Source organism: Bacillus sp. Nf3 (assembly GCF_003028545.1).
GTDB lineage: Bacteria > Bacillota > Bacilli > Bacillales > Bacillaceae > Bacillus > Bacillus safensis.
Genome location: NZ_PYUA01000006.1, coordinates 108,052 through 121,784, shown reverse-complemented (window position 1 = coordinate 121,784; position 13,733 = coordinate 108,052). Strand labels below are relative to the sequence as shown.

14 protein-coding genes are annotated in these 13,733 nt (G+C 41.5%); 6 read left to right on the top strand and 8 right to left on the bottom strand.

The annotated features are described in order from the left end of the window. Positions 1–188: 188 nt before the first annotated feature. Entirely contained in the window at positions 189–1,268 is a 1,080-nt protein-coding gene (locus tag C9414_RS15940; protein WP_107164030.1) for a DUF3900 domain-containing protein, read from the top strand. A gap of 64 nt (positions 1,269–1,332) precedes the next feature. On the opposite strand, the gene C9414_RS15935 is transcribed toward C9414_RS15940, so the two are convergent. Then, a complete protein-coding gene (locus tag C9414_RS15935; protein WP_107164029.1) occupies positions 1,333–2,535 on the bottom strand; it encodes an MFS transporter in 1,203 nt (400 codons plus the stop codon). 103 nt (positions 2,536–2,638) lie between these two features. Between C9414_RS15935 and C9414_RS15930 the strand changes: the two genes are divergently transcribed. Then, the gene (locus C9414_RS15930) at positions 2,639–3,547 is read left to right on the top strand and encodes a LysR family transcriptional regulator (protein ID WP_107164028.1); all 909 of its coding nucleotides are present in this window, start codon (positions 2,639–2,641) and stop codon (positions 3,545–3,547) included. A gap of 34 nt (positions 3,548–3,581) precedes the next feature. Here the strand turns inward: C9414_RS15930 and C9414_RS15925 are convergent, their stop codons facing one another. After that, the gene (locus tag C9414_RS15925; protein WP_039177033.1) at positions 3,582–4,061 is read right to left on the bottom strand and encodes an aminoacyl-tRNA deacylase; all 480 of its coding nucleotides are present in this window, start codon (positions 4,059–4,061) and stop codon (positions 3,582–3,584) included. A gap of 145 nt (positions 4,062–4,206) precedes the next feature. On the opposite strand from C9414_RS15925, the gene C9414_RS15920 reads away from it, so the two are divergent. Then, complete coding sequence (locus tag C9414_RS15920) at positions 4,207–5,406, top strand: MFS transporter (protein WP_107164027.1); 1,200 nt, start codon at positions 4,207–4,209, stop codon at positions 5,404–5,406. Positions 5,407–5,423: 17 nt separating this feature from the next. Here the strand turns inward: C9414_RS15920 and C9414_RS15915 are convergent, their stop codons facing one another. Further along, a complete protein-coding gene (locus C9414_RS15915; RefSeq protein WP_039177027.1) occupies positions 5,424–6,155 on the bottom strand; it encodes a MurR/RpiR family transcriptional regulator in 732 nt (243 codons plus the stop codon). 197 nt (positions 6,156–6,352) lie between these two features. On the opposite strand from C9414_RS15915, the gene C9414_RS15910 reads away from it, so the two are divergent. Then, the gene (locus C9414_RS15910; RefSeq protein WP_041116119.1) at positions 6,353–7,681 is read left to right on the top strand and encodes a 6-phospho-beta-glucosidase; all 1,329 of its coding nucleotides are present in this window, start codon (positions 6,353–6,355) and stop codon (positions 7,679–7,681) included. 33 nt (positions 7,682–7,714) lie between these two features. Here the strand turns inward: C9414_RS15910 and C9414_RS15905 are convergent, their stop codons facing one another. Continuing rightward, complete coding sequence (locus C9414_RS15905; RefSeq protein ID WP_107164041.1) at positions 7,715–8,362, bottom strand: DUF3885 domain-containing protein; 648 nt, start codon at positions 8,360–8,362, stop codon at positions 7,715–7,717. A gap of 113 nt (positions 8,363–8,475) precedes the next feature. On the opposite strand from C9414_RS15905, the gene C9414_RS15900 reads away from it, so the two are divergent. Next, positions 8,476–8,676 (top strand): hypothetical protein, encoded by a 201-nt coding sequence (locus C9414_RS15900; RefSeq protein ID WP_047204219.1) that lies wholly within the window; start codon positions 8,476–8,478, stop codon positions 8,674–8,676. 10 nt (positions 8,677–8,686) lie between these two features. On the opposite strand, the gene C9414_RS15895 is transcribed toward C9414_RS15900, so the two are convergent. Both C9414_RS15895 and C9414_RS15890 read right to left on the bottom strand, forming a co-directional pair. After that, positions 8,687–9,598 (bottom strand): NAD(P)/FAD-dependent oxidoreductase, encoded by a 912-nt coding sequence (locus C9414_RS15895; RefSeq protein WP_107164026.1) that lies wholly within the window; start codon positions 9,596–9,598, stop codon positions 8,687–8,689. 64 nt (positions 9,599–9,662) lie between these two features. Then, the gene (locus tag C9414_RS15890; RefSeq protein WP_107164025.1) at positions 9,663–10,100 is read right to left on the bottom strand and encodes an Rrf2 family transcriptional regulator; all 438 of its coding nucleotides are present in this window, start codon (positions 10,098–10,100) and stop codon (positions 9,663–9,665) included. A 184-nt stretch (positions 10,101–10,284) separates the two neighbouring features. On the opposite strand from C9414_RS15890, the gene C9414_RS15885 reads away from it, so the two are divergent. Further along, complete coding sequence (locus C9414_RS15885) at positions 10,285–10,656, top strand: hypothetical protein (protein WP_039177014.1); 372 nt, start codon at positions 10,285–10,287, stop codon at positions 10,654–10,656. A gap of 96 nt (positions 10,657–10,752) precedes the next feature. On the opposite strand, the gene C9414_RS15880 is transcribed toward C9414_RS15885, so the two are convergent. Further along, a complete protein-coding gene (locus tag C9414_RS15880) occupies positions 10,753–12,078 on the bottom strand; it encodes a 6-phospho-alpha-glucosidase (RefSeq protein ID WP_039177012.1) in 1,326 nt (441 codons plus the stop codon). 17 nt (positions 12,079–12,095) lie between these two features. Further along, complete coding sequence (locus C9414_RS15875; RefSeq protein WP_107164024.1) at positions 12,096–13,682, bottom strand: alpha-glucoside-specific PTS transporter subunit IIBC; 1,587 nt, start codon at positions 13,680–13,682, stop codon at positions 12,096–12,098. Positions 13,683–13,733 lie beyond the last annotated feature (51 nt).

Genomic DNA, 13,733 nt, shown 5'->3' with positions numbered 1-13,733 from the left:
TGAGATGAAGGAACTGGCAGGTTCCTTCTTTTCTTTTATCATTCTATCAAGAATGATAATTATTATCAAGTGTTTTTCAATAAACATTTCTCGGGAAATAATGACACGATATTTCTCCATTCGTTGACGATTTTCACTCCTTTTTCTATACTCAACATATCCGAAGAAGAAAAAGTGGTGACCAATCAATGGATTTTACGATACGTTTTCTATCATTCTTTGTCGTGGAAATCGAAGGCAAAGATGAACAAGCAAATAAACGATTTAAACATTATCAAACACTAGATCAAGAGGAGTTTGAACAAAGTGAGCTGAAGGACTTTTTAGACGGTGAACTGAAAAAAATCGTCAAACGAAAAGTGGACAGACACCCTAAATCTGAACAAGTACCGACCAAAATTGGCCGATTTATTGTAGAACCCGGTCATGAGCTCGACTCAAACCCAAACTACAACCTATTTCATCAAACGAGATTTGCAGATACAAAAGAATTGTTTAATGAATGCAGTGAACAGTTTGTTCGCACATATTTAGATACAAGTGCTGTCAGAGGCGGCGTTTTTTTAGTGGCTTCTGCCGTTCCTAAAAAGTATTTCGACGATTCCTTTGTCTTTATTATGAAATGCGATTTCGAGCAGAAAGTGGCTTCTATCGCTGATACATCTACCTTGATCAGAAAAGTCGAAATGGCCATTACGACAAAAAACATGAAATCAATTCAATACCCGTTTATGCCAGAAGAGGGCATGACTGAGGAAGCGGAAGTGAAAATTCACCAATCCTCACACGCTCGTTATTTTGAAGACTTTTTGAAGTTCGTCGAATACGGTGAATCCATGCCTGAAATCATGAAATCACAGGTCATGAATATGGTACAGGAACAGGTTTTTGAAACATTACAGGATGAAAGTGAAGAATTAAAGCAGTTTGAAGAGGATCTTGAAATATGGGAAGCGAGTGAAAAACGAGAAATTAGAGAAACACTCGATACAGAGCAGGTTACACAAGCAGCCTCTCATATTGTTGAACAAACTCCTGATATCACAATGAAAATGCGTCTAGGCGAGACGGAAATCAAAGGTCTTCTAGCAGACTTTGGCCACTCGATCCATATTGCAAAGCTCAACAATCGGTATGTCGTGCTCGTTGAAGCAGATCAAATCGTCTTCGAAAAAGGAAACACACCTGTTGAGTTTCATAAACCAAATGGGTTAAAAGAGGTGGTCAGCCAGCTGACGCAAAAAGCCTATGATTCAGATGTAGAATAAGAAACCATGACTGCCTCTTTCATTCAGCGCAAGAGGCAGTTTTTTTGTATAAGACCTGAATTTATTATGCTTGATCAGAAGAAACATGCAGCTCCCTGCCTCTTGCCCACATGCTGACAAGCAATAAACTTATGATGAGCATCAGCCAAAAGACGCTGCTTGATCCAAAAAACTGAATCATCGTATATCCGAACAAGGGTCCTAAAGCCGATCCCATATCTTGAACAAAGGAATAGCTTGCGAGGAAGCGGTTTTTATCGGTTTGAGCAGAGGCTTTTTGAAAGGCAAGCGTATCTGTTAATGTCGTTAAGACTGTTGACAGCAGCTGGATCAAAAGCAGCATCACAAGAAACCAGCCGCTTACCTTCAGCATGACCGTCAGAAGACTAAGACATCCAAATGAAAGAAACATCCAGCAAAGCGTTCGTTCCTTCATCACAAGGCCATCAAACCATCTGCCCGTTTTCGGTGCTACAAATGGTTCCCACCCCCATCTGAGCGCTTGAATGATTCCACTTAAAGCCGAAGCTCCAATGACAAAGCCGAACAGAGCAAATTCACCATGACCGATCCTTGCTTCAATGACATGACTAAGTGTTGATGCGAATAACCCTTGTATCACAAGTGCAATCAGCATACCTGTCATTAATACTTTTACAACATCTCGTGCAAGCCACCTCTGTTTGATGACTTGATACACCTGCCCCTCTTCTCCCTTTTCAATCTCATCCAAAGAGACATAAAAAATGACCCCTAGTAATGTGAGTAAACCAAAAACAAGCGTCATGGACTGGAAGCCGATCAGGCTGGCAAATATTCCGCCAAATAACATGCCAAATAAACTGCCAAGCCGGTAAAGCCCATTATAAATGCCCGTATAATGCCCCTGTGAGCCTTCGTCCATCTCAGCAATTAATCTCATTCCACTCATACGCAATAACGTCCATGCCAGCCCCCAAGCGCAGCGGCAAATCAGCAGCAGCCAAAAACCGCTTACACCATATAGCATTGTGGTCACGGACGCAATCAAAATAGCGATCAATACACCGGTTTTCATTGGGACAAACCGATAGAGCCACCAAACGACAGGTGTTAGCGGGATGCGGATGAATCGGTTGATGGACAGCAGCAGCCCAACCTCCCAAATAGATGATAAACCAATCTCTTTCCAATAGATCGGAAGAACAATATAAAGCATTGAATCCCCAATCAGTGCAAATGCTGTGATAAGCGATATTGACACCACTTGCTTTTGACGTTGATCCATTTTCCCTTCCCCCTTCGCTATCTTTACAATAAGGGATGCCTTATAATAAATCTAATGAATGTTTTTGATTAAACCATCAAAATAATTGATAGGTGGTGCAAAATTGAATTTACATGCCCTTCGAATTTTTGCAAAGGTCGCAGAGACAAAAAGTGTTACACAAACAGCTGACGTGCTATCTTTGACACAGCCCGCTGTGACGGCTCAGCTTAGAAGCATTGAAAGTGAGATCGGGTTCCGTCTTTTTAAACGAAATGGCAGAGGTATTACACTTACGGAAATGGGGAAAATTCTATACCCTTATGCCCGGCAAGTGTTCGAGGCTGAAAAGGAAGTAGAATATCAGATTACACTTTTACAAAACGGAAAAAAAGGGCGGCTCCGCATCGCTTCTACCTATGTACCACTCAACTTTTTACTGCCAGATTGGCTCGCTGCTTTTAAAACAGCTTCATCTGAAACGGAAATTGAATTAAAAAGTGGAAACTCCGCTCAGGTTTTAGAAAGCCTACTTCAATATGAATCAGATGTGGCCATCGCTGTGATCGAGGATTTGCACCATGAGGAGATTCTCACCTCTCATTTAACGAACTTAAGCTATGATTTTATTGTCCCGGCAGACCATCCGTTGAACGGAAAAACTGTCCCGCTAGAGCGGCTGAGCCAGGAGCCTTTTTTGATGCGAGAAGAAGGCAGTTCCACAAGAGATAAACTTTTTTCTCTTTTTACCTCGAAAGGGATCAAAAAACCGACCGTGGACTTACAGTTCAGCGGTGTTCATGAAGCGATACAAATGATCAAAGCTGGATATGGTATCACACTTGTTCCCCGTGATGCGGTTCAAGGCAGTCTCAAGCGGAAAGAAATTGGGCGCGTGTACATCGAAGACATTGAAATTGTCAGACCGGTTGTTGTGTGCAAACGAGCGAATGATCTTGAAGAAAATAGAACCGTGGATGCCTTCCTGCAAATGAAAGGTATCGGTCCATTCACTACGCCTGCTGCCAATTAAAAAAGTGCCTGCTCCAAAAACAGGCACTTTTTTTCTATTCGGCTGGCTGCACGATGTCAAACGGTACAGCTTTTGAAGCTTTCACTAATTGTTCTGGTGTGATGAGGATTTCATTTCCCCATTCTCCTGCTCCAACCCCTAATATCTCTTCCTCCAATAACGAAGCTTCAATGATCGTGCGGAATCCTTCTGGCTGCCAGCAAAACGGCGGAATCGAACCAATTCGATAGCCCGTCACTTCAAGAACCTTCTCCGGTGAAGCCATTTTAATATTACGGGATCCGGCCGCTTTCTTTAGTTTCCCTGACTTAATATGCTGGTCAGCGCCAACCATCACAAGCAGCTGCTCCCCTTCTCCTGTTTCAAAGATCAATGTTTTGATCATTTGTCTTTCACGAAAACCAAGGGCTGCCGCTACATTTGCTGCTCCTTTTTCTGTTTCGGCAGAAAATGTTTTGATCTCATATGGGATGCCATGTTTGTCCAAAAAGTCATGTGCTGGTAATTTTCTCAAGTGATTGAACCCCTTTCCTTACAGTGTCCTTCATTTAGCTTATCACAATCTTCTCATCCTTAAGATGTATTTTTCAATGGGAAGCCTCCGAACCCTTCATCACCATGCTATACTAAACATGTTTTTGAAAAGGAGCCGGTTTAATATGGGAAACAAGTTTTGGTGTTATACAAGCAGTAAAAGCCTTCTCATGTTGAGTGATATTTTATTTTTGATGACGATCACGTTAGTTATTTATCAAGATACACAATCTGTCGCCTATGCGGCTGTATTTCCGCTCATAAGAACGCTATGTCAGCTATTGGCTGGACTCCTCTCTCCTGTTTTGACAGATCTCTTTCAAGCCAAGCGTCTATTGAAATGGGTCCCTCTTTTACGTATTGGGATGCTCGTCGTGTTCACGACCCAATTTGATTTCTTTCAGCAGCACCTCGTCTGGCTGTTTAGCGCGTTCGTTTTAATTTCCATCACAGGCGGATTCATCAGCCCTTTATTACAGGCCATCATGCCGATGCTTGTACCAACAAATCAGCTTGTGAAAGCGAACAGTACAGCTTCCGTTTTTTATCAATCTGTTCAAATCGCCGGCTATTCGTTTACTGGAATGCTCGTTCTGTTGATTGGTCCATTTTATTTAATGTGGGCCTCTTGTTTCATGATTGTGTTGTCCTATCTATTTATCATCCCTGTTTTTTCTCTACTCAAGCAAGAAAACACGGTTCAAAAAGCAAATAAGATGAACAGGTTCAAAGATGGCTGGAAGATCATTTGGACAAACAAAACTGTTCGCACCCTGACCTTCATGGATGTTTGTGAAAATATTGCAGGTGCTTTGTGGGTCGGGCCGGTTACGCTTGCCTTTGTCACACTTGTTTTAAAGGAAGGTGCGGAATGGTGGGGATATATCAATGCCGCTTATTATATAGGTGCCATTCTAGGCGGACTCTTGGCTGCATGGCTAAACCAGTCTATTCAAAAACACCTTCTCCTCTTTATGGCTGCAGGCTCTTTTATCTATGCAATATTGACCATTTTATTTTCGCTAAACAGCCTGCCATGGCTTGCATTACTGCTTTGTATTTTGATGGGGCCTGCCTATCAAATTCGGGATGTTTCGCAGCAAACCATTCTTCAAACAGAAACGCCAGTCCATGATTTATCAAAGGTGTATTCGGCTCAATACGTTCTCTCTTCTATGTCTGTCAGTTTATCTATTTTCTTTGTTGGATTAATTGCTGATACATTCGGAGCGAGATTTGTGTATTTATTAGGCGGTCTGTTTGTGCTCGTCTGTTCTGGTATTGCCATCCTTTCTTTTATGAAGCAGAAAAAAGAGAGCAGCTGATTCATGCAGCGGCTCTTTTACTTTTCTTTTAACATCGCGAACATGTCACGGGCCATTGCTTCTAAAATATACACAACTGGCGTCTGTGTGGTGATATTGGCTCTGTGGACCCGCTCATCTGTGACGTAGTAAGCAATATTTAAATCTGAAATGCGCGAAATCGTGCAGTGCTGGTTATTCGTAATACTAATGATTGTGCTGCCTTCCCTTTTTAACTTTGAAATATGATCGATCGTAATACTGTTCTCCCCTGATACAGACAGCACAATAGTGACACTATTGTCTAAATACTGCATATTCATCGGGAAAAACGGATCATTGATGTAAAATGAAAATTTCTCAAGACTTGAAAAGTACCTCGCCCCATACTGCGCCAAAATGCCCGAACTGCCTGTCCCGATAAACAGCACATTTTTTGCCTCAGCAATGAGTTTCGCTGCCTCCTTAATTTTCCCCTCAAAGTCTCCCTTTAATGTTCGTTCAATAAATTCATATAGAAAGTGCTGTGTGCTTTTTAAAGAGGGTGTCTGCTCTGATTCTAAATACATTTTGAGCTTCACTTTAAACTCTGAAAAGCCTTCACAATTTACTTTTCGGCAAAAACGAAGGACAGACGAGGTGGAAATATGTGCAGCATCTGCAAGGTCTCGAATTCTCATGTATACGACCTTTTCACTGTTTTCCATGATATATCGATATAAAGCGCTCTCTAGTTCATTAAAGCTGGAAATGACCTCACTTGAAAACATCTGACTTCCCCTTTCTCCAACAACATGTCACAAGGTGTTTCTTTTATGTAACAAATCTCTAAATAGGGCACCCTTGCCTAAAGACGCTGAAGTCATTTACGCATGAGATGCTCTCACGATAAGCTATAGATGTACAAAATAAAAAAGACTTTTTTCTATTATAACATTGCGCGTTACATTATTCGGAGGTGCAGAGCATGGCAAAAGGATTAAAGGTTGTCACAATTGGCGGAGGATCAAGCTATACACCAGAGCTTGTAGAAGGATTCATTAAACGATACGATGAATTTCCGATTAGCGAGCTTTGGCTCGTTGATATTGAAGCGGGCAAAGAAAAGCTTGAGATCGTCGGAAATCTTGCAAAACGCATGGTCAAAAAAGCAGGACTTCCAATCGAAGTTCATTTAACATTAGATCGCAGAAAAGCGCTTGTAGATGCTGATTTTGTCACAACACAATTCCGTGTCGGACTTCTTGAAGCACGTATGAAGGATGAACGCATTCCTTTAAAATATGATGTCATTGGTCAAGAAACAAATGGTCCAGGGGGTCTATTCAAAGGACTTCGCACCATTCCTGTCATTCTTGATATTGTCAAAGATATTGAAGAGCTTTGCCCGAATGCATGGCTTGTGAATTTCACAAATCCAGCTGGTATGGTCACTGAAGCCGTACTTCGTTATTCAAACCATCGAAAAGTCGTTGGCTTATGCAACGTGCCAATCGGCATTCGCATGGGAATTGCCAAAGGGCTTGATGTCGACGCAAGCAGAGTCGAAGTCAGCTTTGCTGGATTAAACCATATGGTCTTTGGACTCAATGTATTCTTAGACGGCAAAAGCATCATGGATCAAGTGATCGAAGACATGGCGGATCCAAACTCCAGCATGTCGATGAACAACATTCAAGCGATTCCGTGGGATGCTGATTTCTTAAAAGGGCTTGGCGTTATTCCTTGTCCGTATCACCGTTACTACTACAAAACAAGTGATATGCTGGCTGAAGAAAAGAAAGCAGCAGCAAACGAAGGAACTCGTGCGGAAGTCGTTCGCGCATTAGAAAATGATCTGTTCGAGCTTTACAAAGACCCTGATCTAGACATCAAGCCGCCGCAGCTTGAAAAACGAGGCGGTGCCTACTACAGTGATGCAGCTTGTAACTTAATTGCATCCATTTATAACGATAAGCATGACATTCAGCCGGTCAACACGATTAACAATGGCGCCATCAGTGACATTCCAAATGATTCTGCCGTTGAACTCAACTGCGTTATCACAAAAGACGGTCCTAAACCAATCGCTGTTGGTGAAATGCCGGTCGCTGTCAAAGGACTTATTTCTCAAATTAAATCCTTTGAACGTGTAGCCGCTGAAGCAGCTGTGACAGGCGATTACAACACAGCCCTTGTCGCAATGACCATCAACCCGCTTGTCCCATCAGATGCCATTGCAAAAAGCATCCTAGATGAAATGCTAGAAGCACACAAAGAATATTTGCCACAGTTTTTCAATAAAGTAGAAGCATAAAAAGAAACCGCACTTGTCGAAAGTGCGGTTTTTTTATTTGGCTGTAAATAGCCGGTCCATCTGTGGGCGATCATAATCTAATAGCCAGTGCTGTAAGCCTTCATAGACTGGTCTTAAACGCTCTGGCTCTGCCGCGATGAGATCACAGCCTCGATCATCATATAAGTGAAAAATCATATGTTTTGAGAGATTGATGAGATAATTTTCATATTGAAGCTTGCCCTTCATGATTTGATTCGGTGCATAGAAATCCTCTCGGCATATAGCTTGTAGAAGCAGGCGTAATCGTATATCTTGTAACCTGCATTTCAGAGTAAATCTCTCCAATGTCAGTGGCTCATCTAGTTCTGGCCAAACATAGGTCAAAAGCTCGTGACGCAATCGATTGCGTACTTGCCGGCGGACATATTTTTGATAAACCAGGAGCTTTCGCTTCGTTAATTCATGTTCATGTTCTGTATACACATCCGTTACAAGCAGCATTTCGTCTTCTGAATCAAAAGCATATTTTACAATCTCAAAAGCACGATCTCCCGCTTTTTCTAATACAATCGATTCTTTTCCTAATGACCAATCTGCCACTTCAAAGCGAAGACCAAAAGGCCACCCATAAAAAAGAGGCGGGGTGAGGACAAGATCAGGAAAATGACTTTTTAAAAAGCTATTTGTTTGATCGCTCATGTCATGTCCTTCCATTGATTTTATTTCTTATTTTACCGTTGAAACATACAGGGAAACAATTGGAAATTAACTGTCATTTCTTATATGATAGAAAGAGATGGAGGTGTGACCAATTGAAAAAATGGTTTTTACAGGTGTTCCTCACCGCATTGATCACTATGTGGATACAGACTGGACTTGATCAGGCGAACATCATTCATATCACCAATGTATGGGTCGATGCCAGCAGCTGGATCCTGATCTTCTTTGTGATCTACGCACTTTTTGAATGGACAGCTCACGTCTTAGCAAAACGGAAAACCGCTCTCCGCTGAACATCTCTTTTCATAGAGATGTTTTTTCTTGAAACTTTTCTTGCACAAGTTCATGAATGACGCCCATTCCTGCCTGACTTCCAGCTGCTGCTGCGAGAACTAACTGAGCAGGACCGCCTAAATTATCACCACATGCAAAGACACCACTGACGGTTGTACGTCCAAGAATATCTGTTTCAATCCCCGCATTCTTCGTCATTTGACAGCCAAGCTTTTCGGCAAATGGCGCTGACTGCTTGAATTCACTTGCGACAAAACCGCCTTCCCTTTTCACCGTCTCCCCATTTGCAAGCTGGAGAGAGCGCAGCTGACCATTGTCATGATCAATCGACACAATAGGCACATCAATGACTTGAATAGAATGCACCGTCAGAAGTGACTTGTCCTCTTCAGCCAACACGTGCCCATTCGTAAACACGATCAAATCCTTTGTCCAATTGGATAGAAGCTTAGCCATATGCAAGGCTCGCTGATTCTCTGCAATGAGGGCAAGTGCTTTGTCCTTTAATTCCCATCCATCACAGAAAGGGCAGCTAAACAACGTTTTTCCGTACACATCATGAATTCCTTCGATCTCTGGCAATATATCTTGAAGTCCAGTTGCCAAGATGATTTTTTTCGCTTCGAATGTATCCCCTTCGTGTGTCAGTAACGTAAAGAATTCCTCTCGCTTTTGTATATCATTAATTCTACTTCGTTTGATTTGGATATTAGGGTATTTTTGAAGATCTGCCTCTCCGGCTTGTCTAATCTCAAACGGTGTCATTCCATCGTTTGTAATAAATCCATGTGATTCCTGAGTCACTCGATTTCTCGGCAGCTCGTCATCAAATACAATGACCTGTTTTCTGCCCCTACCCACAACAAGTGCTGCACTTAATCCGGCTGGCCCGCCTCCGATAATCGCACAATCTAATAACATATCAATCTCTCCTTTTTATCCAAGACTTTAAAGACTCTTAATATCTATAATTAGTTCAAAAAAATCACATCTTGAAAAATGGATTTTTTTCTGTCTGCTCAATTTGGTTCGCAATATCAATTAACCGTTTTTGACTTAACGTCTCCTGCATTTTCGTTTCCACATCCTGCATGACTTGTTCAATCAAACAGCCATCATGGGGCATGAAGGAGTCATGCTCTAAAGAGCAGCGAAATAAATTCGTTTGTCCTTCTACAGCCTGAATGACATCTAAAAACGAAATGTCTTCCTTTCGTTTGATAAGGGTGTATCCTCCCTTTGCACCAGGTGTTGATTCAATCAATCCCGCCTTCACAAGCTTTGTTAAAATTTTGGATAAATAGGTTGGTGAAAGGTCTTGCATCTTAGCAAGTGGCTCAACGCCAATCGCTTTACCTTTTGGCGCCAGAGTTAAAAACACCATCGTATGTAGCGCATAGTTGGTCGCTTTAGAATATTTCATGAGGAAACTCCTTTCTATCTATTATAGACCTTTTATATCTGTAATTGATCATAGATGATTCAAGAGAAAAAAGCAAGTGCTGTGGATCTGCTCCTCTTTTCATTCCACATTTCACATTTCCTTCCGATAATAGAAGTAAGCACGGAATAAAGTTTTGCTTGAAAACGAGAAGGAGTGAAGAAAAATGTCAGATCAACAGCACAATGCAGCTCACGAAGAAGAAGAGGAATTTAACGTATACGACATGCTACCGCCCGCAGGTACAATCATCGGAGAAGCAACAGAAGAAGAAATGGAAGCCGCAGCAGCACTAGAAGTGAGACATGTCGCGTTCATGCGCCTTCAAGATATGTACATTCAATTTGACGGCTCGTCTTACAAAGACTTATTAAAAGACTTCCAAGAATTCGAATTGGATTCCACAAAATTCTGGAGAGCCATCGCTAGACGTCTTCAAATTCCATACGAATGGCCAATCCGAATCGACCACGCAAACGGCCCTATTTATATTGGTGAAACTGAGGATAGCCGTGAGGTTGAGGAGAGTGCGGAGTAAGGAATGACGGGCCCCTTTTGGTAAGGGGTCTTTTCGTCTCCATCACAATAAATAAGCAATATGAGCGCTGTCACGCCCATATTGCTTATTCTCCTGTTATGTTAATTCTGGCCAAAATGCTTGATTTGCCACAATTAAGTCGTCTAAAATATCTTTTGCTACTTTTGCACTCGGCACCGTTTTCGATAATGTGATGGCCTGCCATAGTTTTTGATAGGACCCTTCTTCAAATGCTTCTACTACTAGTTTTTCTACGCCAACTTGCTGCTCCATGAGACTTTTTTGAAATCTAGGAATTTCTCCAACTACTAATTTTTCTGGACCATTGCTGCCAACGATACAAGGAATTTCGACCATTGCTGTTGGGTCAAAGTTTCTAATAGCGCCATTGTTCTCTACAATCATCAGCATCCGTTCTTTTTTATTAAAAGCAATGGCTCTTGCCAAATCAACGATATAGGAAGCGTGCTCATCAATGGTCAGCTTTGTTTCCTTTGCAGTTCCTTTATCAATGATGGCCTGACACTCACTAAAAACAAAAGCTTCCCGTCCCTCCATGACTTCATTGGCACGTGTGAATTCTATATTGGAATGTGCTACTTCTTCATCTGGAAATAGATAGTATTTCAAATACGTATTAGGGACCGTTTTTGGATCAAGCGCTTGAATATCTTTGGCCTTTTTTAATGTGCTGTTCCAGCTCTTCTGCTGTTCTAGTTCAGATGTTCCATCTGTTGCATAACCATGCTGGCTTACATGCTTAATCACCTCAGGCATTAAGCTATTTCCTGATTTATCTCGAATATCTGTCCACCAGCCAAAGTGATTCAAACCATAGTAATCTACTTCTAGTTCTTTCCGTGAAGATAAGCCTAAATTTTTTGCAATTAATTCTTCGATGCCAATTGGCATATCACATATGTTTAAAATCTTAGAATTCGGTCTTAGCTTACGTGTTGCCTCTGCTACTATCGCTGCAGGGTTCGAATAGTTTAACATCCAAGCTTCAGGTGAGTATTTTTCCATATAATCGACAAGTTCTAATACACCTGGAATAGAACGCATTCCGTAAGCTATCCCGCCTGGACCGCATGTTTCCTGTCCGACAACTCCATGCTTCAATGGAATTTTCTCATCTAATTCACGCATTGCATATTTTCCGACACGAATATGTGCCATCACAAAATCGACTTGAGTAAACGCTTCTTCTGGGTCCGTGCTTGCCAGTAATCGTACTTCTGGTGCTCGTTCTTTTAACATAATCTCACATGCATCTGCAATCGTCTTTTGTCTATTTTCATCATTATCATAGAGTTTAATTGTATGAATTGGGAACTCCTCTAAATAGTCTAACAGCATCAAAATGATTCCCGGTGTAAATGTGCTTCCGCCTCCAGCAATGGTAATATTAAATCTTTTCATGATATCCAGCTCCTTTTTCAATCTAATGAAAGTTTAGTCTCAAAGGACTCTCTTACTTGCGGTACACTTAAACCAACAATGATTTGAATGCTTTGACCACTCTTAGCCATGCCGTGTGCCAGTTTATTTTCTGTAAAGTAGTCCCTATCTTTCACCAAGCTAGGGTCAATCACTGTAATACGCAGTCGTGTGGCACAGTTTGTCACATCTTTAATGTTTTCTTTACCGCCAAGGCCTTCTAAGAAATAAACGGCTTTCTCTTCATACTCTGATGCATTAACGGGTGATTCCTTTTTGTCATGAGCTTTTTTATGACTCTCATAATCTTGTTTGGTATATAGTCTCGTCTCCTCCTCATCTTTTCGTCCTGGTAATGGAATATCAAATTTCACAATCATCCATCTAAATATGACAAAATACAATGCAGTAAAGAGAAGTCCAATCATCGCTTGGATCAGATAAATCCCTCCATGATTTGAAGAGAGCGGAATCCAGTTCAATGCAGCTATTTCAATCAGCCCGGAACCCATCATTCCGACAACACCAAACATATTCATGATTGTCACCATGGTCGCTCCAAGAAGTGCATGTATGACAAATAAATAAGGCGCGAGAAATAGGAAAGTAAATTCAAGCGGTTCTGTAATTCCCGCAAATATGGCTGTCAATGTGGCGGGTAATACCAAAGCCAAAACCTTTTTTCTATTTTCCTTCGGTGTAGAAAAATACATGGCTAGAGCTATTCCTAAACAGCAGAACATCTTAATGTTCCCATGTAATAAAAATCCGTATGGATAAAGATCCTTCAAATCGGAAGTTGAGGACGCAAATTCATTTAAGTGAGCGATCCAATATGGTTTTAACCCCCCATTTACAGCCGCTGGACCAAACTCAAAAGGTGTATATATAAAATGGTGAAGTCCTGTTGGAATTAACACCCTTTCCAAGAAATGAAACAGCCAGACACCAATATAACCAGACTGTGCCATGAACCCTTGGAGAGATTGAATCCCCTGCTGAACATAGGGCCAGACAAACGCAACGGCAAAAGCAATAGGAATCATCACAAAGAATCCGATGATGACAACAAATACAAGCCCCTGGAAAATTCCAAGCATTTCAGGCAGCTTTTGATCATAAAAACGATTATGGATCCAAATGACGATTCCAGATATCATCACCGCACCAATGATACTTGTATCCAGCGTAGGTATACCCGCAATTTCTTTTACCCCCGCTACATTCTCAACACCTTGAGATAAATCAACACCAAAAGCAGACGGCCAAAGTGTCAAAATAGCATGAATATAATTGTTAAATACGAGATAAATCATCAAAGCTGCGAGCGTCGCACGGGCTTGGGCTTTTTTTGCAAGTGAGATGGGCAATCCAATCACAAAGGCTAATTCCATATGATTGAAAATCGTCCATCCTCCGCTTTCAATCAGTGTCCAAACCTTATACCACATCGTACCTTCTGCAGCCATTTCCCCCATAATCGCTGGATTCTTACATAAAGTCGCGAGGCCGACAACAATACCAAAAAACGCGAATAAAAGTACAGGAACTACCATAGCACTGCCAAACCGCTTGATTGCATTCATAAGCATTACCCCTTTGCTTGATCCATAACACCACTGTAAAGGCAGCGCTTA